The 19,908-nt window shown below is 68.9% G+C and carries 14 protein-coding genes and 1 pseudogene; 10 read left to right on the top strand and 5 right to left on the bottom strand.

The features are described from left to right. Positions 1-19: 19 nt before the first annotated feature. On the bottom strand, positions 20-313 hold the full coding sequence (locus SGFS_RS11820) for a hypothetical protein (protein ID WP_286260456.1): 294 nt from the start codon (positions 311-313) through the stop codon (positions 20-22). Between SGFS_RS11820 and SGFS_RS11815 the strand changes: the two genes are divergently transcribed. Together SGFS_RS11815 and SGFS_RS11810 are read left to right on the top strand one after the other, a co-directional pair. Beyond that, positions 228-1,250, top strand: coding sequence for a LacI family DNA-binding transcriptional regulator (locus SGFS_RS11815; protein WP_286259892.1), 1,023 nt, complete (start codon positions 228-230; stop codon positions 1,248-1,250). The two genes, SGFS_RS11820 and SGFS_RS11815, sit on opposite strands and share 86 nt — an antisense overlap. 96 nt (positions 1,251-1,346) lie before the next feature. Further along, complete coding sequence (locus SGFS_RS11810) at positions 1,347-2,867, top strand: glycoside hydrolase family 43 protein (protein ID WP_286249804.1); 1,521 nt, start codon at positions 1,347-1,349, stop codon at positions 2,865-2,867. Positions 2,868-3,052: 185 nt separating this feature from the next. On the opposite strand, the gene SGFS_RS11805 is transcribed toward SGFS_RS11810, so the two are convergent. Then, positions 3,053-4,189, bottom strand: a complete 1,137-nt coding sequence (locus SGFS_RS11805; protein WP_286249803.1) for an ABC transporter substrate-binding protein — start codon at positions 4,187-4,189, stop codon at positions 3,053-3,055. A gap of 176 nt (positions 4,190-4,365) precedes the next feature. After that, positions 4,366-5,409: a LacI family DNA-binding transcriptional regulator gene (locus tag SGFS_RS11800; RefSeq protein WP_286249802.1), complete on the bottom strand. Its 1,044-nt coding sequence runs from the start codon at positions 5,407-5,409 to the stop codon at positions 4,366-4,368. A gap of 584 nt (positions 5,410-5,993) precedes the next feature. Between SGFS_RS11800 and SGFS_RS11795 the strand changes: the two are divergent. The 4 genes and pseudogenes from SGFS_RS11795 to SGFS_RS11780 all read left to right on the top strand — a co-directional run. Further along, positions 5,994-6,503: pseudogene (locus tag SGFS_RS11795) on the top strand (extracellular solute-binding protein); the annotation flags it as partial. Positions 6,504-6,603: 100 nt separating this feature from the next. Next, positions 6,604-6,987 carry an extracellular solute-binding protein gene (locus SGFS_RS11790; RefSeq protein ID WP_286259891.1) on the top strand — a complete coding sequence of 128 codons (384 nt, stop codon included), beginning with the start codon at positions 6,604-6,606 and terminating at the stop codon, positions 6,985-6,987. A 128-nt stretch (positions 6,988-7,115) separates the two neighbouring features. Further along, on the top strand, positions 7,116-10,220 hold the full coding sequence (locus SGFS_RS11785; protein ID WP_286249801.1) for an alpha-L-rhamnosidase: 3,105 nt from the start codon (positions 7,116-7,118) through the stop codon (positions 10,218-10,220). A gap of 84 nt (positions 10,221-10,304) precedes the next feature. Then, a complete protein-coding gene (locus SGFS_RS11780) occupies positions 10,305-10,421 on the top strand; it encodes a zinc-binding dehydrogenase (protein ID WP_286249800.1) in 117 nt (38 codons plus the stop codon). A gap of 95 nt (positions 10,422-10,516) precedes the next feature. Here the strand turns inward: SGFS_RS11780 and SGFS_RS11775 are convergent, their stop codons facing one another. Both SGFS_RS11775 and SGFS_RS11770 read right to left on the bottom strand, forming a co-directional pair. After that, the gene (locus SGFS_RS11775) at positions 10,517-12,580 is read right to left on the bottom strand and encodes an RICIN domain-containing protein (RefSeq protein ID WP_286249799.1); all 2,064 of its coding nucleotides are present in this window, start codon (positions 12,578-12,580) and stop codon (positions 10,517-10,519) included. A 144-nt stretch (positions 12,581-12,724) separates the two neighbouring features. Further along, entirely contained in the window at positions 12,725-13,792 is a 1,068-nt protein-coding gene (locus SGFS_RS11770) for a LacI family DNA-binding transcriptional regulator (protein WP_286249798.1), read from the bottom strand. A gap of 493 nt (positions 13,793-14,285) precedes the next feature. Here SGFS_RS11770 and SGFS_RS11765 point away from each other — a divergent pair, with 493 nt between their 5' ends. From SGFS_RS11765 to SGFS_RS11750, 4 genes are read left to right on the top strand one after another with little or no spacing between them, the layout of a single operon-like run. Then, the gene (locus SGFS_RS11765) at positions 14,286-15,596 is read left to right on the top strand and encodes an ABC transporter substrate-binding protein (protein ID WP_286249797.1); all 1,311 of its coding nucleotides are present in this window, start codon (positions 14,286-14,288) and stop codon (positions 15,594-15,596) included. 8 nt (positions 15,597-15,604) lie between these two features. Further along, positions 15,605-16,588, top strand: coding sequence for a carbohydrate ABC transporter permease (locus SGFS_RS11760; RefSeq protein WP_286249796.1), 984 nt, complete (start codon positions 15,605-15,607; stop codon positions 16,586-16,588). After that, positions 16,585-17,478 (top strand): carbohydrate ABC transporter permease, encoded by an 894-nt coding sequence (locus SGFS_RS11755; RefSeq protein WP_286249795.1) that lies wholly within the window; start codon positions 16,585-16,587, stop codon positions 17,476-17,478. Before SGFS_RS11760 ends, SGFS_RS11755 begins: the two co-directional genes overlap by 4 nt. A gap of 46 nt (positions 17,479-17,524) precedes the next feature. Beyond that, positions 17,525-19,558: a beta-galactosidase gene (locus SGFS_RS11750; RefSeq protein ID WP_286249794.1), complete on the top strand. Its 2,034-nt coding sequence runs from the start codon at positions 17,525-17,527 to the stop codon at positions 19,556-19,558. The last annotated feature ends 350 nt before the right edge of the window (positions 19,559-19,908 follow it).

Raw genomic sequence — 19,908 nt, 5'->3', positions numbered from 1 at the left:
AGACCGACAGAGATACAACTCAGAGAAAGAAACTTTCGCGCTTCGCGGCGGAGAAGTTAACATGAAGATGTGCCCGAGGCCACAGATGCGGCGGTAAGAGATGCCAGAATGAACCGGGCACATCCATACGACGCTGTTCAACCGGCATTCGCGCCAGGCCTGCGCCGGGCGAGGGCGGTTCGACGATCGGGAAGACGACCTTGGCGGACAACGCAGCTGACGGGCCGGTGGACAGGAACGACGGACAGGGCGATACGTCCCGGCCGGTCACGATCGCGTTCATCGCCGAGTCTGCGGGGGTCTCGGTCCCCACCGTGTCCAAGGTGATCAACGGCAAGTCGGGCGTCTCCGCGGACACCCGCGCACGGGTCGAGGCCCTGGTCAACGAGTACGGCTACCGCAAGCCGACGGGCGCCAACCGGAACAACGTCGTGGAGCTCGTCTTCCGCGAGCTCCAGCACATGTGGGCGGTCGAGATCATCCGCGGTGTCGAGCGGGTGGCCCGCCAACACCGCGTGGGCGTCATGGTGTCCGAGTTCGGGCTGCACGACACGGACCTGCCCACCTGGGACGACACCGTCTCCCGGCGCCCGAACTGTGTCCTGTCCGTGGCCCAGCTCTCCGAGGCCGAGCGGGAGCAGCTGAAGGCGAAGGGCATCCCGTTCGTCGTCGTCGACCCGGCCACGGAACTGCCGGACGACGTCCCGTTCGTGGGCGCCACCAACTGGTCGGGCGGCCGGGCCGCGACCCGACACCTCACCGAACTCGGGCACCGCCGCATCGCCATGATCAGCGGCCCGCAGGACCAGCTGTACTGCTGCGCCCGCCTGGACGGATACCGCTCCGCGATGCAGGCGGCCGGCCTGGAGATCGATCCGGAACTCGTCGTGCACACGCCGCTCACCAGTGAGGACGGCTTTCAGGCGGCGCGCTCCCTGCTGGCTCTGCCCGAGCGCCCGACGGCGATCTTCACCGCCAACGACCTGCAGGCGCTCGGTGTCTACCAGGCGGCACGCGAGGCCGGTCTGGGCATTCCCGGCGACCTGAGCGTCGTCGGCTTCGACGATCTGCCGGTGGTGGCCTGGGTGGACCCGCCCCTGACCACCGTTCACCAGCCCCTCACCGAGATGGCCGTGGCCGCGACCGAGCTGGCGCTCACGCTCGGCCGCGGCGAGGAGGCACCCCAGGCCGGGCTGGAGATCGCGACGACCCTGACGGTCCGGGCCAGCACGGCTCCCCCCAAGAGCTGACCCGCGAGGCCATTGACCGCCAGGAGGGCCGTCACTAGCCTGCTTTGGAAACTATCCGTCGTTGGACAAGAAACTTTCGTAACAGCGAAAGGACCGATGAGGGTGTCGAGCGTGCCCGAGACGGGCAACACCGTCAGCAACCCCGTGATCCCCGGCTTCTACCCCGATCCGTCCATCTGCCGGGCGGGCGAGGACTACTACATCGCGTGCTCCAGCTTCGAGTACTTCCCCGGTGTGCCCATCTTCCACAGCCGGGACCTGGTGCACTGGACCCAGATCGGCAACGCCCTCGACCGCCCGAGTCAACTGCGTCTGCCACTGGACTCGGCTTCCTCCGGCGGAATCTACGCGCCCACCCTGCGCCACCACGACGGCCGCTTCTGGCTGATCGTCACGAACGTCAGCGGTGACGGCAACCTGCTGTTCACGGCCACCGACCCGGCCGGCCCCTGGTCCGATCCGATCCGGCTGCCCGGCGTGCACGGCATCGACCCGGACATCGCCTGGGACGACGAAGGCAACTGCTGGTGCACCACCGCCGGAGTCGGCCAGATCCGTATCGATCCCCACACCGGGGAGACGTTCGGTCCGCGCCGACAGCTGTGGTCCGGGGCGCCCGGCGCGAAGGCCCCCGAGGCACCGCACCTGTTCCGGATCGGCGACTACTGGTACCTGCTCATCGCCGAGGGCGGCACCGAGCGCGGCCACGGCGTCTCCATCGCCCGCGGCCTCGCACCCACGGGCCCGTTCGAGCCGTGCCCGGCCAATCCGATCCTGACCCACCGGAGCACCGACCACCCCATCCAGAACACCGGCCACGCCGACCTCGTCCAAGGACCCGACGGTTCGTGGTGGATGGTGCTGCTCGGCGTGCGGCCGGGCGGGGGCACCCCCGGCTGGCACGTACTCGGCCGGGAGACCTTCCTGGCGCCGGTCGACTGGGTGGACGGCTGGCCGGTTGTCGGCGAACTGTCGACCGCCCTGCCCGCACCCCCCTGGCCCCTCCAGCCGCACGACGTGGTGCCGGAGCGCCGGGACGACTTCGACACGACCGAGCTGGCCCCCTGCTGGGTCTCGCTGCGCCGGCGAAGCTCCGAGGACTGCACCACCAAGGAACAGCCCGGCTGGCTGACCCTCCGCGCCCGCGGCGGATCGCTCGACGACGCCGACGTGACATTCGTGGGGCGGCGGCAGCAGCATCCGTCGTGCCGGGTGCGTACCCTGGTCGACGCGGCCGAGGGGCAGGGTGGTCTGGCGGTCCGCCTCGACGAGCGCCATCACTACGCCGTCGAGGTCTCGTCCGGCCAGGTGCAAGTGCGGGCCCGCATCGGCCCGTTGCACACCGTCGTGGCCTCCCGGCCGACACCCCCGGGGCCTGTGGTTCTCCGTATCGAGGCTGCCGCCGTGCACACGGTGAACGATGCGCGTACGGGCCCCGACTTCGTCTCGATCGGCTTCGAGGAGGCGGACGGCACCTTCGTCGAACTCGCCTCGCTGGACGGCCGGTACTTGTCCACGGAGGTCGCCGGCGGCTTCACGGGCCGGGTCTTCGGGATGTTCGCTTCCGCCGGCTCCGTTCACTTCGACTGGTTCGACTACGAGCCGTTCGAGCACTGAGAAACAGAGGGTGCTGCCGGGCTGAGGGCAGCCCGGCAGCACCCTCGTCAGTCGGTCAGCCGGTCCGTCGGTCATCGCGTCGCGCACCAGGGCGGTGTCGACGAACTGTTCGAATCTCTGAATGCCTCATGTGAGGAGCGGGGCCACCGGTCCCTCCACCGGTCGGCCGGTGGCCCCGCCCGTCTTCAGGCCCCCGGGTGCAGTCCGAGCCAGCCGGGCGTCGGGTCGCCCTTGACCTCACCGAAGTACAGGGCGAAGGTCTGCTTCCAGCGCTCGACCGCGGCGCGGTCGGCCATGAAGCGGGGGAAGCCGTTCACGTTCGCGTTCGGGTACTCCCAGATCCGCTTCAGACCGGTCGGCGGAGTGACGTCCGTGCGCACGGACCAGCCGTTGAAGGAGCCGTTCTGCATCTCCTTCGACAGCTGCCAGTTGAGGAAGAGCTGGGCGGCGGTGGAGTTCTTGGCCTGCTTGAGAATGGCCGTGCGCTGGCCCCAGGCCATGAACGGGTGTCCGTCCGGGATGGCGAACGTCACGGGGGAAGAGCTGACCGCGGACCCCGCGGTGCCGACGCCGATCGCCTTCTGCCCGCCGAAGACCGCGTCCCCCGGCGAGTTGCTGCCCCGCGCGAACCGGACGTCCTGGGCGGCGAACCTGGCCACCCAGTCCCAGCCGTACGTGCGGGCGTACAGCGAGAAGAGGTAGAGGACCGCGTCGTCGTCGTGCGGGAACGACGAGGCGATCCCGCCCTTCCACTTCGGGTCGACCATGTCGAGCGGGGTGAGCGGCTTCTTCGAACCGACCGTCGCCGTGTTGTACATGAAGCTGAAGGCGATCGCGCCGGTGGCCACCCACGCGCCCTGCGGATCCTTGAACTCGTCGTAGACCTTGGAGAAGCCGGCCGGCTTGTAGTGCAGCAGGCGGCCCTGCTGCTTCCAGCGGTCGAAGTCCTGCAGGGTCTGGAACTGGACGACGTCCGGCACGAGGGTGTCGGTGGCGAACTGGTTGTCGACCCGCACGTCGTGGTACTTGCTGTAGTCGACGATCAGCGTCAGGTCGAGCTTGGGGAAGCGGTCCTTGAAGGCCGCCTTGGTGCCGTCCTGCTGGGTCGGGGTGTCGCCGCCCGCGTAGACGACGAGCTTGCCGCCCTCGGCGAGCGCGGCCTTGTACAGCTGGTCGAGCGTACGGGTCTCCTCGCGCCCCTCCGCACGGCGGGAGCCCGTCGGCGCGGCCGCGGCCGGACCGGTCGAGGCGCCGAACGCGCCGATACCGAGGGCGGCGCCTGCGCCGGTGGCCAGGACATTCCTTCTGCTGAAGCTGGGCACGCTGAGGAGACCTCTCTGAGGGGGGAGTGAGGAAGCCCGGCGCCTGGCTCTGCCACGGCCGTCGGGCACCCTCATCCTTGCCTCAGCGAGAAGCGATGGGCAACGTTTCCCAAAAGTTCGGTCCAACATTCAACCGAAGGGTTGAACGCCCCCCCCGCATTGTTCGGTGTCGGCCCTCACTCCGCCGGTCGTGCCGTGGACCGGCGCGGCACAAGGCTGGGGGAGAGGGTGACCTTGGCCGACGGGCGGCCGTGATCGGAGATGCGTTCCAGGAGGAGTCGTACGGCGTTCCTGCCCATCTCCTGGCCCGCCTGGTCGACGCTGGTGAGCGAGATCGGGTCGAACGCGGCGAACGTGGTGTTGTCGTATCCGGCCACCGACATGTCGCCGGGAACGGACAGGCCGGCCTCGGAGGCCGCCTGGAGCGCGCCGATGGCGACGATGTCCGCTCCGGCGAAGACGGCCGTGGGCCGGGCGGCGGCCGGACGGGACAGCAACTCCCGCACGCCCTGGTAACCGCCTTGCTGGGTGTAGCTGGTGGAGACCACGTCGATCCACTCCTCCAGCCCGTGCACCCGCATGGCCTGCCGGTATCCGTCGGCGCGCCGGGCGTTGGGCATCTCCGCGAGGCGCGTCGGGTCGGTCTCGTGATGCTCGATGTGGGCGATCCGGCGATGGCCGAGACCGGCGAGGTGACTGACGACCAGGGCCGCGCCCTCGAAGTCGTCGTCGGTCACGGTGTCGTACGCGGGAGAGGATCCGTGGCGGCCGACGACGACGGTCGGTATGGCGGTGCCCACGTGCTCCAGGTGCGCGCGCGACGAGACCGGTGCGACCAGGACGAGGCCGTCCATGCCGCGGTCGATCATCGCCTCGGTGACGCGGGCCTCCTCGTTCTCCCCGTTGCAGCCGGGTCCCAGGAGTACCTGGTAGTCGGTTTCCTCCAGTGAGGCGGTGATGCCGTCGAGGATCTCGGGGAAGAACGGGTTGCGGATGTCGGGCAGCATCACGCCGATGGTGTACGTCTGCCCGCGAAGGGCTCTGGCACCCGCGTGCGGCCGGTAGCCCAGCTCCTCGATCGCGCGGCGCACCCTGGTCTGCATCTCGGGACTGGCCCCGTACGCGTTGCGCAGCACCTTCGACACGGAGGTGACGGACACGCGGGCGTGCCGCGCGACGTCGACGATGGTGACCCTGCGGCGTGTTGCTGGCGGCTCCATCCGGTCCTTGCCTTTCGGGGAGTCGTTGGGCGGCCGAGTCTAGGACGGATTCCGCAGCTCAGCGGGTGACTCGGAGCGGGGGAGGCGCCTTCCTCGTAATGCCCCCGCAGTGTGTGCGCAACGTCTTGACGTCACGCGGGACGCTCCCTAGGGTCTGGCCACACCCTTTGGGAAACGTTACCCACAACCATTCCGGGCCGCCCGGCCCGGCGTCGGGCCCCACACCGCCCCGGCACCGAACTCCAGGATGAAGAGACCGGCGACGCTCCCGTCGAGGCGCGGTCGGAGAGTTGATCCAGCAGTTGGCTTGAATCGTTTCAAGAGAGGAGGTTCGTCAGTGACAGCCACCCCGCTCGAGCAATCTCCGCACATCGACCGGCCCCCGGGCGCGGACCCGGCTCCACGGGTGCGGCGCGCGCGAACCACCCCGCCGTGGTGGTTCACCCTGCCCGCGATGCTGCTGTTCGCCTTCGTCGTCCTGGTGCCGAGTGCGCGCGGTGTGTACTACGCGTTCACCGACTGGGACGGACTCGACCCCGACTTCTCCCTGGTCGGCCTGGACGACTACCACGGCACCCGACGTGATGTCGGTCGGGCCCGGCAACGGCAATCCGGCGACGACATACGTGCTGGCGAAGCCGGGCTATCTGCGCGACCTGTCGGACCAGCCGTGGGCCGCCGAGCTGCCGGACGCGATGAAGTCCGTCGCCCAGTACGAGGGGAAGACGTACAGCGCGGTCTTCGGACAGAACGGCATCGGCGCCGTCTACAAGGAGCAGGCCGTGAAGAAGGCGGGCCTCACCCCGCCGGACACCTGGACGGAGCTGCTGGCCTTCTGCAAGGCCGCGAAGGTTAAGGGAACCCCGGCCTTCGCAGTGGGCAACCAGGACAACTGGGTGACGCAGCTCGTGCTGTACGCGCTGGTCGCCACGACCGTCTACGGCGACGACCGGGACTTCGACCAGAAGATGCAGGCCGGCCGGGCCACCTTCGCCAAGTCCCGGTGGACCACCGCCCTGGACAAGTACCTGACGATGGAGAAGACCGGCTGCTTCCAGAAGAACCCACTGGGCACCACCTACGAAGCCGGCCAGCAACTCGCCGCCACCGGCAAGACCCTCGGCATCGTCCAGGGCAACTGGGTGATCGCCCTGCAAGCAGAAGAATCCCGAGGGCACGTTCACGCTCAAGGCGCTGCCCGCCGCCGACGACGCCTCCCGGACCCTCATACCCGCCGCGGCGGGCGGCGGATACGGCGTCAACGCGAAGGCGAAGAACGAGAAACTGGCGCTGAAGTTCGTGAACTTCGTGATGTCGCCCGAGGGCATGAACGTGTTCGTGAAGAAGCAGGGCGGTCTGCCCGCCCTGCCCGACACGGGCTTCACGGCGGACCCGTCACTCGCCGAACTCTCCGAGTTCATCGGGTCCGACCGCACAGTGCCGTTCATGGATCAGCTCTGGCCCAACCCCAAGGTCCAGCAGACCATGCTCAGCGGCCTCCAGGAGATCTTCAGCGGGCAGTCCACGCCCCAGAAGCTCCTGGACGCAATGGACGCCGACTACAGGTCCGGCTCCTGACCCCCCACATGTGAAACTGAAGGGAACACGGTGTGACCCATGCAGAGCACGACTTATTCGACGCTGACCGAGCCGGCGAGGGCGGCGACCGTCCGGGCGGACCCGCGAATGGAATCCGCCGCCGCAGCGTGCTCGCCGCGACGGCGGGCGCGGTGCCGGTAGTGGCCGGCGGCCTCGGCGGCGCGACCACGGCCCACGCGGCACCTCAGCCCCGGCCGGGCGAGAGCGCGGTGTCCGGCCTGACCGTGGAACACCGCACGGACCCCCTGGGCGTCGACGCCGACCGCCCGCGCTTCGGCTGGCGCATGCGGTCGGCGACACGAGGGCGGGCACAGGGGGCGTACCAGATCCTCGTGGCCAGCGCTCCGGAGAAGCTGACCGCCGCACGCGCGGACGTCTGGAACAGCGGACGCGTCCGTACCTCCGACTCGGTCGCCGTCCGCTACGCGGGCGAGCCGCTCGGCGCCTCGACCCGCTACCACTGGACGGTCACCGTCTGGGACACCGAAGGCCGTCCCGTCGGCGTCGCGGCCCCCTCCTCCTTCGAGACCGGCCTGATGAGCACCGACGGTGTGGCCGGATGGGCCGGCGCGCGGTGGATCGGGATGAAGGGGAAGACCCCGAACTCGCCCGGGGCGCCGATGCTCAGGAAGGAGCAGGCACTCAAGGGCGCGGGCTCCGGAAAGCACCGGCCCCGGGTCCGGGAGGCACGGCTGTACGTCTCGGCCCTCGGCGTCTACGAGGCGTACGTCAGCGGACAGCGTGTGACCGTCTCGCAGGACGGCGGCAGGACGACCGAACTGCTGCCGCCGGGCTGGACCAACTACGACGCGCGCGTCAACTACATGACCTACGACGTCACCGACCTCGTGACGCGCGGACCGAAGGTCACGCTCGCCGTCGTTCTGGGCAACGGCTGGTACAACAGCCGTGTCTCCGACGGCAGCACCTACTACGCGAAGGACGGCCATGCCCTCGCGGTCAAGGCGAAGCTGCTGATCAGGTATGCCGACGGTACGTCCCAGACGGTCGTCACCGACACGGACGGCGGCTGGCGGGCCACCGACACCGGCCCCTACCGGGCCGACGACATCTATGACGGCCAGACGTACGACGCCCGCAGGGAGCTGACGGGCTGGACCGCCGACGGATTCGACGACTCGACCTGGTCGGACGTGGAACGAGTCGCCTTCGAGGACAAGTACCCGGACGTGCGGCTGCTCGCCTACCCGGGAGAGACCGCGCGTTTCGTGCACCGCTGGGACCGACGGCCGCAGTCCGTCACCGTCGCCACCGGTGTGACGGGACAGGACGGCAGCCCCAACGGCAGAGGGCGCGTCGTCGTGGACCCGGCCCGCACGGTGACCGACCCCGCGAAGGCGGCCTCCGCCTCGGTCACCATCGGCAGTGGCGAGACCGCCGTCTTCGACCTCGGCCAGAACATGGTCGGGGTGGCCCGCCACAGCCTGCGAGGCCCGGCCGGCGCCAAGGTCGAGTTCAAGTTCGCCGAGATGCTCAACGACGACAGCGCCGGTGCGGACGGCCCCGAGGGTTCCGTCTACCGGGCCAACCTCCGCAGCGCCAAGGCCACCAGCACGTACGTCCTGAAGGGCGACCCGCAGGGGGAGAGCCATCGGGACTCCCTGACCTTCTACGGCTTCCGATACGTGTCCGTCACCTCGTCGGAGACCGTCACGATCACCCGGCTGACGGGCAAGGTCGCCACATCCGCCACCCGTGAGACCGGCACCGTCACGACGAACGACCCCGACATCAACAAGCTGACAAGCAACATCCGTTGGGGCCAGCGCGGCAACTACTTCTGGGTGCCCACCGACTGCCCGCAACGCGACGAACGCCTCGGCTGGACCGGCGACACCCAGGTCTTCGCCACGACCGGCCTGTACAACGCGGACGCGGGCGTCTTCCTCAGCCACTTCCAGGACACGGTCGTCGACTCCCAGACCATCTACGGCGCGGACAAGGCGCAGTACACCGGGCTCGCACCGGGCGGACGCTTCAACTTCCCCGGAGGCGGCAGCGGTTGGGCCGACGCCGGGGTCATCGTGCCGTGGACCGTGTGGCAGATGACCGGTGACCCGACCGTCGTCGAGCGCAACTGGCCGTCCATGGCCCGCTACCTGGACTGGATCCGCCGGCAGACCGGCGACACCTACGCCGGACAGGGATCCCTCACCGGCGACTGGCTCGCCCCGCAGAAGACCAGCGCCCAGCTGATGAGCGACGTCTACTACGGCTACTCCGCCCAGTTGATGGCGCGGATGGCCCGTGCGATCGGCCGGGCCGGTGAGGCCGAGGAGTACGAGCGGCTCTTCGGACGCATCAAGCAGGCGTTCATCACCAAGTACCTGAGCACCGAGGGCGGCCGCGTCACCGTCAGGTCCGGTCTGGGGCCGGCCTCCCCGATCGAGCCCGGCGCCGACCCCGACCAGAAGACGGAGGACAACAGCCAGAGCGCCTTGCTGTGGGTCCTCAAGCTCGGCTTCTACGAGACCGAGGCGCAGCGCCGTACGCTCGTCGGGCTGTTGGCGGACAACATCGGCAACGACGCGGCCCACAAGGAGGCGCACCCGGAGAGCATCCGGGTCAGGTACGCCGAGAACACGCTGTCCGTCGGCTTCCTCGGCGTCAACGTACTCGCCCCCGTCCTCACCGACGAGGGCCGCGCGGACCTGGCGTACAAGCTGCTGCACCAGGACGCGCTGCCGTCCTGGCTGTTCTCGGTGAAGAACGGAGCCACCACGGTGTGGGAGCGGTGGAACTCCTACTCCGAGGACGACGGGTTCGGCCCGGTCGGCATGAACTCCTTCAACCACTATGCCTACGGCGCGATCATGGAGTGGATGTACGCCTACATGGCCGGTATCGCCCGTGATCCGGACAGCCCCGGCTTCAAGCGATTCCTCCTCCAGCCCCACCCCGACCCCACGGGGAAGGTCACTCAGGTCTCGGGCACCTACGAGTCGCCGTACGGTGAGATCCGGAGCGAGTGGGCGGTCGAGGGCGGGGGCCGGACCCTCGCGTACCATGCGGTCGTGCCCGCGAACAGCGAGGCCACCCTGCGTCTGCCGGCCGCCTCCGCCGATTCGGTGCGCGAGGGACGGACTCCGTTGGCACGAGTGGACGGCGTGCGCCACCTCGGTCACTCGGACGGGGTGTCCTCGTACCGCTTGCCCTCCGGCTCGTACCGACTGACCGCCGACCTCCGCTGAGCCAAGGCGGTTGGCGCACGGCCTTCGGCCTCGGACTTCTCGTCCGAGGCCGTTTGCGTCACGGAGACCACAGGGCTCGTGCAGGTGTCGAGCTCACGGTCCACATCGACCGCGCGCTGCCCCCTGGCCGAGGCGGCCGAAGCCCTCCGCCTCAGCCAGTCCGGACGGGTGCGCGGCAAGATCGTGCTCGACGTCGGCTGACCGGGCCTTCGCCGGAGCGGGCCGGGCCCGCCGACTTCTGGTCGGCGGACCCGGCAGTTGGTGCGGTGTCGGTCCGGTGAACCGTCCCTGTGCGGTCAGTTGATGCGGACGATCTTCCAGAGCTGGTCGTCGAGGGCGGAGCTGTTCCACTGGACCACAGCAGCGCCGTCGGCGGTGGAGGACTGGGCGACGCCCGCGACGAGGGTGCTGTTCACGTTCCGGAGTTTGTAGTAGCCGTTGCCGCCGTCGGTGAGGGTCCACTTCTGGGAGTCGGCGCTGGAGGCGGTGTTCTGGACGACGACGGCCCCGGCGGTGGTGGAGCCGCTGCGGATGTCCAGGTTGAGGTTGCTGTTGACGTTCTTGATGGTCCAGGCCCCGCTGCCGGCGGACTGGAAGGTGAACATCTGGCAGGCGCAGGCGGAGTTGCGCCACTGGCCGACCGCGGTGTTGGTGGCGGTGGAGGCGTTGGGGATGTCCAGGTACTTGCCGCTGTTCTTGTTGACGAGGACGTACTGTCCGGTGCCCAGCGGCGGCAGGGCGGTCTGGGTGGGGTTCCAGCGCTGGCAGGCGCAGCTGGTACCGCTCCACTGAGCCGCGGCGGTGCCGACGGTGGTGGAGGCGCTGGGGATCTCCAGGTACTTTCCGGTCACGCGGTTGGTGATCGTGTAGCCGCCGGCGGGGTGCGGGGCGACGGCCCATTCGTGGTCGAGGGTGCCGTTGTCGTCCCACTGCAGGATCTTGGCGCCGTCGGCGGTGGACTGGTTCTGGACGCCGAGGACCTTGCCGCTGGCGACATTGAAGATCTTGAAGTAGCCGGAGGCCTGCTGCTCGAAGCGCCACTGCTGGTCGGTGGCGTTGGTCGTGGTCTGCTGGGTCGCGTTGGTTCCGTTGGTGGTGGAGCCGCCGGCGATGGTGAGCCTCAGGTCGCTGTTCGCGTTGGACAGGGTGTAGGTGGCGCCGTCGGAGATACCGCCGCCCAGGTCGATGGTGCTGTACGTGACCGGGTTGACGCCGGTGCTGCGTGCGCGGCCCCCGCTGAGCACCAGCAGGCTGTGGCCGTCGGCCAGCGGGAGCATGCCCCGGCTGTACCCGCCGGCGACGTTGGCGTTGATACGCGTCCAGGTGTCCGCGGCGCCGTTCTCGGTGTTGAGGAACAGGTCGTCCGCGCTGTTGGCGCTGACGGCGAGGGTGCCGTTCGGACCGCCGGTGGGCAGCCAGGTGATGTAGGGGGTGCCACGAGGAACCGTGCCGTCCGTCGAACGCAGTGGAATGCCCGTGACGGAGTCGAACGCCTCCGGGTCGGAGGAGATCTTGTAGTAGACGGCGAAGTTGCCCGCAGGAGAGCCGCCGTACTCGTACGTCATGACGTACTTGCCGTTGGGCAGCTTCGCGACGGTGGCCATACCCGGACGCTGGCTGTAGGTGGGCATCGCCACGTCGTCCACGACCGGGCCCCAGTTGCGGATGTCCGTGGAGACCTGGTGGACGAGCTTCTGGCCGTGGTCGGGGTCGCGCTGGTCGGAGTAGTAGACGATCAGCTTGCCGTCGGAGACGAGGAAGAACGGCTCCCACACGGGAGTGTTGCCATTGCCGTTCTGGTCGAATGCCGGGCCGCCGGTGGCGATGTTGCTGACGAAGCTCCAGGTCAGTCCGCGGTCGGTGCTGGCGTAGACATCGATCTTGATGGCTGAGCGGTCGGAGGGGACAGAAGCTCCGGCGGCCAGGATGGTGCCCGCCGGCAAACCGCCCATGGCCTGGGGCAGTTCGAACAGCTCGGGCTGCCAGCGCATGCCCCAGCCGTTCTGGGTGTCGGCGACATCGGAGATCTTCGTCCAGGAGTCGCCGTTGTCGGTGGAGCGGTATATCGGGAAGACCGGTGTGCCCGAGGTGTACTGCTCGAAGGTGGCGAGCAGGGTGCCGTTGGCCGAGCCGTTGTGCTGCATGCGCATCGCCCGCGGGTAGAACGACCCGGGCGAGGGCGCGTTGGACGGCGGGGTGTACATCGTCTGGGACGGGCGGGAGAGGGCGTCCGCCCGGCCCGCGGCGGGCAGCACCAGCGTCGCCGCGGCGACGATCAGGGCGAGCAGCAGGAACAGGAGAGTGGTGGGGCGGGGACGCGGAGCGGCGCCGGGTCTGGCGCCTCGCTGCGCAGGGGACATGTTGCGGCTCCAGCGGAGAAAAGGGGAGGGGAAGGGGAGGGGAAGGGGAAAAGGGGGTGGGTCTGGGTGTCCGACGCGGCCGGGGGCAGTTCCGGCGGAGAGCGGCGGAGTTCGGTGGGCACTGGGCCCGGGGTCCTGGGCGGGTCAGGTGGCAGCAGGTCGTGCCAGGCCCGACGGGGGCGGCGGCGGAGGTGCCGTCGAGCCGCGGACGACGAGTTCGACGGGTGGGTCGCTCGCCGGGGGCAGGGCGGTGTCGGGTTCCTCGATGGCGTGCACGAGGAGGCGGATGCCCTCCTCCGCCGCGGCGTCGAAGGGCTGACGGACGGTGGTCAGGGGAGGGGAGACATAGGCGAAGACGGGGTTGCCGTCGAAGCCGACGACGCTGATGTCATCCGGTACGCGACGTCCCGCTTCCCGCAGGGCGTGGATCAGGCCGATGGCCATCTCGTCGCCCGCGGCGAACACCGCCGTCACGGACCGGTCCGCGGCCAGCGCACGGCCCGCGGCGTACCCGGAGGCCGCGGACCAGTCGCCGTTCAGCAGCGGCGGTTCGTAGGCGCCGCGCTCCGTCAGCGCCGCCCGCCAGCCCTCGATGCGGTCCTTGGTGGCGTACCAGTGCCGGGGGCCGGCGAGGTGATGGACGGTCGTGTGTCCCAGGTCCAACAGGTGCTCGGTGGCGGCGCGCGCCAAGGGGTGGGCGCCCACGCCGACGGTCAGTGTCCGGGTGGCGGTGAAGGCGGGGGGTGCGCCGAGGAAGAGGACCGGCACGTCGATCCGGAGTGCGACGTCTCCTTCCACGATGGGCTCGGACACGACCAGGCCGTCCACACCCTGTTCCAGGAGTGACTCCACGGCACCGGCGATGCTCTTCGGGGCGCCGTCCGGTGTGTTGATCACGCGGAGTGCGTAACCGGCGTTCCGTACGGCCTGCTCGATGCCCATGAGCAGGGAAGCGGTGCCGTAGCCCGCGGTTCCCAGGGCGACCACACCGATGGAGCGGGTGCGTCCGGAGGCCAGCGCTCTGGCGGCGTGGTTCAGCCGGTAGCCGAGTTCCTCGGTGGCGGCGAGCACGCGTTCGCGGGCCTCGTCGGAGACATACGGCTCGTTGTTGAGGACCCGTGAGACCGTCTTGCGCGAGACGCCGGCCAGCTTGGCCACGTCCGCACTGCGCGGCGCGGGGGAGCCCGCGACGTGCTCGACTCCTGGTGTCATGAGGTCTCCCAAAGCCGTGTGTATCCATCTGGCGAGGTCAACGATATGACCACGCGGTCTGACCGCGCGGTCATGTCTACGCACCCACCGACCGCACGTCAAGAGTTCCCGCAATGACACTTGCGGCCCGCGTGGCGATCGGCGAGGCCGACGGGCAAGTGGAACGGGTCGTGCCGGGTGCCTGAAGAGGGCGCGTCCGAGATGAATCCATGCTGGTCAGATGGAATATTCTGAGCGAAGGGCGGATCTGGGGGTCGGCCGGCGAGCCTGGTCCGGCCGCTCGCGTCGGCGGCGTGTGGGGGATCCTGCCGCGACGGCTCACTGAACGCGGAGTCTTGACAGCGAGTCCACGGAGCGTTCACTCTTCCTCGCGTCCGCCGATCGCGTTTGTTCGATCGTGTTGGATTCTGGTCTCCTTGATGGCCACCCTCCGCCATACCTTCTTCGGGCTGACGCGCCACGCCTGTGCGCGACAGCCCTGTCAGGAGTCGAAATGCACGAATCATCCCTTGCTCGGCCCATACCTGGCCCCAGCCGCCGCACCATGCTGCGCGGCATAGGCGGCGCCGCCGCGCTCGGCGCCGGCATTCCCCTGCTCAGCGCCTGTGGTGGCAGTGACACGTCTGCCGACCCGAAGACCGTCACTCTCGGCTCCAACGCCTCGGACGCGGTGCCGAAGAAGGCGTTCGCCGAGATCTACGCGGCCTTCAAGAAGCAGTCCGGGATCACGGTCGACGTGAACACCAAGGACCACAACACCTTCCAGGAGCAGATCAACTCCTACCTGCAGGGCACGCCGGACGACGTGTTCCACTGGTTCGCGGGCTACCGCATGCAGTTCTTCGCGAACAAGGGTCTGGCCACCCCGATCGACGACGTGTGGAAGACCATCGGGGGCAACTTCCCGGACGCGATGAAGAAGCTCAGCCAGGGCGAGGACGGCAAGTTCTACTTCGTGCCGCTGTACACGTACCCGTGGGCGCTCTTCTACCGCAAGAGCGTCTTCAAGGAGAAGGGCTACGAGGTCCCGACCACCTGGTCCGACTTCATCGCGCTGTGCAAGCAGATGAAGAAGGACGGCCTGGTGCCGATCGCGTTCGGTGACAAGGACGCCTGGCCCGCGCTGGGCACGTTCGACCAGATCAACTTCCGTACCAACGGCTACGACTTCCATGTGGAGCTGATGGCGGGCAAGGCCTCCTGGACCGACAAGCGGGTCCGTGCGGCCTTCGACAACTGGGCCGAGATCCTTCCCTACCACCAGGACGGCGCGGTCGGCCGTACGTGGCAGGACGCGGCGCAGACCCTGGTGTCGAAGAAGGCGGGCATGTACCTGCTGGGCACGTTCGTGGGCCAGCAGTTCACCGACAAGGCCGACCTGGACGACCTGGACTTCTTCGCCTTCCCGGAGATCGACCCGGCCTACGGCCAGGACACCGTCGAGGCCCCCACGGACGGCTACATGCTGAGCAAGTCCCCGAAGAACAAGTCGGGCGCGGTCAAGCTGCTGGAGTTCCTGGGCACGCCGGAGGCGGAGCAGATCTACCTCAAGGCCGACCCGAACGTGGTGGCCGCCTCGACCAAGGCCGACACCTCCTCGTACTCGCCGCTGCAGAAGAAGGCGTACGAGATGATCAACGGGGCGAAGAGCCTGACGCAGTACATGGACCGTGACAGCCGTCCGGACTTCACCTCCACGGTGATGCAGCCGGCGCTGCAGAAGTTCATCCGCGACCCCAAGGGCGTCGACAGCCTGCTCTCGTCGATCGAGCGCCAGAAGAAGACGATCTTCGCGTCCTCATGAGCAGTGGAATGAGCACCGACATCAACGCGAAGAGCTCGGAGGCGGCCGCCGTGCCGCTTCCGAGCGGCCGGCCGCCGGAGAACAAGCGGGTCCCGCAGGGACATCGACGCCTGCTGACCCGCCGTGACCGCGTCACGCTCGCCTTCATGGCGGGCGTGCCCACGGTCCTGCATGTGGCCCTCGTCTGGTTCACGGCCCTCGCCTCGATCGCGTTGGCCTTCACCACCTGGGACGGCATCGGCTTCGACTCGATCAAGTGGGTCGGCCTGGACAACTTCAAGGAGCTGTTCAGCACCAACCCCCAGTTCTGGCCGGCGGTCGAGCACAACATCGTCTGGTTCGTCGTACTGATCCTGATCCCGACCCCGCTGGGGCTGTTCCTGGCCGTGCAGCTGGACAAGAAGATCCGCTTCAGCCGCGTCTACCAGACGGCGTTCTTCCTGCCCGTCGTGATGTCGCTGGCCGTCATCGGCTTCGTCTGGCAGCTGGTCTACAACCCGGACACGGGTCTGATCAACAGCGTGATCGGCGCCAACAAGCCGGGCCACTACATCGACTGGATCGGCGACCCGGACCTCAACCTCTGGGCCGTCCTCGTCGCCGCGTCCTGGCGCCACGCCGGCTACATGATGATCCTCTACCTGGCCGGTCTGAAGGGCGTCGACCCCTCCCTGCGCGAGGCGTCCTCGCTCGACGGCGCCAACGAGTGGCAGACGTTCAAGAACGTCATCTTCCCGACCCTGCGCCCGACGAACACCATCGTCCTGGTCGTCACGATCATCGAGGCGCTGCGCGCCTTCGACCTGGTATGGGTCTTCAACGGCGGCGCCCAGGGCACCGAACTGCTCTCCATCCTGGTGACGGACAACATCGTCGGCGAGTCCAGCCGCATCGGATACGGCTCCGCGATCGCCGTCGTCCTGCTGCTGATCTCCCTCGTCGTGATCATTCCGTACCTGGTGTCCACCTTCCGGAAGGAGCGGCAAGCGTGAGCACCACCGCCGCCACCGGCGCTCTCAAGGAGCGCACGTCCGTCCGCCCCGCCCGGATCCTGCTGCACGTCTTCCTCGCCGGTACGGCACTGGCGTGGCTGGCGCCCATGCTGTGGGCCCTCTACGCGGCCTTGCGCCCCTACGGCGAGACCAGTACCAAGGGCTATGTCTCCTGGCCCGACAGGCTGAGCCTGGACAACTTCACGAACGCGTTCACGCAGTCGGACATGACGCACTACTTTGTGAACACCCTCGTCATCGCCGTCCCGGCGGTCCTGCTGACGCTGTTCCTGTCCTCGATGGTCGCCTTCTACGTCAGCCGCTTCGACTTCCGGGTCAACCTGGCGCTGCTCCTGGTCTTCACGGCCGGCAACCTGCTCCCCCAGCAGGTCATCATCACCCCGCTGTACCGCATGTACCTGCTCATCGACCTGCCCGGCATCACGATGAGCGGCAAGCTGTACGACTCCGCGCTCGGCCTGGTCCTGATCCACGTGGCGTTCCAGTCCGGCTTCTGCGCCTTCGTGCTCGCCAACTACATGCGCTCCCTGCCGCACGAGCTGACCGAGGCCGCCCTCGTCGACGGCGCGTCGGTGTGGCGCCTGTACTGGCAGATCGTGCTGCCGCTGTGCCGCCCGGCCATGGCAGCCCTGGCCACCCTGCTCTCCATCTGGATCTACAACGACTTCTTCTGGGCCCTCGTGCTGATCTCCACCGGTGAGAACATGCCGATCACCTCGGCGCTCAACAACCTCTCCGGCCAGTACTTCACCGACCCCAACCTGGTCGCCGCCGGCGCCCTGCTCACCGCGATCCCCACCCTGATCGTCTACTTCCTGCTCCAGCGCCAGTTCGTGAGCGGTCTGACCCTGGGCGCCAACAAGGGCTGACGCCCACTCAAGTCACCCGATCCTGCTATCTCCCGGAGCACCACCAGTGAGCACTGAACGCCACCTTCGTCTGCCCGGCATCGCCTACGGTGGCGACTACAACCCCGAGCAGTGGCCCGAGGAGGTCTGGGCCGAGGACATGCGCCTGATGCGCGAGGCCGGGGTGAACATGGTCAGCGTCGGCATCTTCTCCTGGGCACTGCTGGAGCCCGCGGAGGGCGAGTACGACTTCTCCCGCATGGACCGCATCCTGGACCTGCTCCACGAGAACGGCATCGCCGCCGACGTCGCCACCCCGACGGCCGCCCCGCCCGCATGGTTCTTCAAGACCCACCCGGAGGCACTCCCGGTCGACCGGGACGGCCGCACCCTGTCGTACGGCAGCCGCCAGACCTTCTGCCCCAGCAGCCCCGCCTACCGCACGGCCGCGCTGCGTATCTCGACGGCAGTCGCGGAGCGATACGCCGACCACCCGGCGGTCGCCATGTGGCACATCCACAACGAGTACGGCTGCCACAACCCCGAGTGCTACTGCGACACCAGCGCGGCTTCCTTCAGGAAGTGGCTGCGGGCGAAGTACGGCGACGACCTCGACGCCCTCAACCACGCCTGGGGCACCACCTTCTGGAGCCAGTGGTACTACTCCTGGGACGAGATCCTGCCGCCCCGCGCCACCGCGGCCCCGCCGAACCCCACCCACCAGCTCGACTGGCGCCGCTTCTGCTCCGACGAGCTGCTGTCGCTGTGCACCGCCGAACGCGAGGTGCTCCGGCAGGCCGCTCCGCACCTCCCGGCCACGACCAACTTCATGGTGCTGCGCACCTTCGACTCCCTGGACTACTGGCGTTGGGCACCGGAGCTGGACATCCTCTCCAACGATCACTACCTGATGTCCGACGACCCGGAGGCCGAGATCGACATCGCCCTCAACGGCGACCTCATGCGGTCTCTCGCGGGCGCCCCATGGCTGCTGATGGAGCATTCGACCGGCGCCGTCAACTGGCAACCCGTCAACCGTGCCAAGAACCCGGGCGAGATGCGCCGCAACGCCCTCGCCCATGTCGCCCACGGTGCCGACGGCGTCCTCTTCTTCCAGTGGCGCGCGGCCAAGGCGGGTGCCGAGCAGTGGCACTCGGCGATGCTGCCGCACGCGGGCACGGACAGCCAGATCTGGCAGGACGTCGTACGACTCGGTGCCGACCTGCGCGCACTGGGCGAAGTCCGCGGCAGCACGCACGCCGCCCGGGTCGCCATCGTCTGGGACTGGGACGCCCGTTGGGCCCTGGAACTGCCCTCCCAGCCCAGCGGCGAACTCCGCTTCCAGGATCTGGTGAGGGACTGGTACACACCGCTGTGGCGGGCCGGTGTCGCGGTCGACTTCGTGCGCCCCGACGCCCCCGATCTCGACTCCTACCGGCTCGTCCTCGCCCCCAGCCTGTATCTGGTCGACGACACGGGCGCGAACCGTCTCGCCGCCTACGTCGAACGGGGCGGCACCCTGGCCGTGGGCTTCCACAGCGGCGCGGTCGACGAGAACTGCCATGTGCGGCTGGGCGGTTACCCGGGCGCCTTCCGTGAGATCCTCGGCGTGCGCGGCGACGAGCCGTTCCCCCTGCTGCCCCACCAGTCGGTCGGTCTGACCGGCCGGGTCCCGCAGGGCGCGACCGCCGACCTCTGGACGGAACGCCTCCGGCTCACCGGGGCGGAGGCCGTCGCCACATACGCCGACGGACCGCTGGCCGGCGTCCCGGCGATCACCCGCCACGCGTACGGAAGCGGAACCGCCTGGTACGTCGCCACCCACCCGGACCCCGCAACCCTGTCCGCCGTCCTGGAACACCTCCGCCGAGAAGCGGACGTGCGCCCGGAACACGAGGCGCCGGCCGGCATCGAGGTGGTGCGACGGCGTGGCGCCAAAGCCGACTACCTCTTCCTGATCGACCACGCCGGCCAGGGGGCCGAGATCCCCGCCGAAGGGGTCGAACTCCTCACCGGCAAACCGGTTGTCGGCACGGTCACCGTCCCCGAGGGCGGCGTCGCCGTGGTCCGCGAGCCGAGGTCCACCTCCAGCGGAGAGTGAGGCGAACCGGGGAGTCCGCCCTCGGCGTCGCCACGGTACGGACCGCCGGTGTCGATCGACTGTTGCGAACGACCCGGCGCCGTGACACCTCGACACTTCGGAGTCCGGCTCAGCCGGCCGGCGGCGATGCCGAATATCTGCGTCAGGGGCACAAGCCGGGCGCCGTCACCGTGAAGTGCGGGTGCGGGTGCGGGTGCGGCGCCCGGAGGCCCGAGGCCGGGTACGGCGTGGGGGTGAGCCCTCAGAAACGGTGGGTGGCCCTCGTGGTCGTGGCAGTACTAGTCCCATTTGCCGACTCGGAGTCGGACCGGGGTCTCATCCCGGTACCGTCTCACGCCGTTAGCCTGGGC

This window comes from Streptomyces graminofaciens, from assembly GCF_030294945.1.
In the GTDB taxonomy this organism is placed as follows: domain Bacteria; phylum Actinomycetota; class Actinomycetes; order Streptomycetales; family Streptomycetaceae; genus Streptomyces; species Streptomyces graminofaciens.
This window is presented reverse-complemented; position numbering and strand designations above follow the sequence as displayed.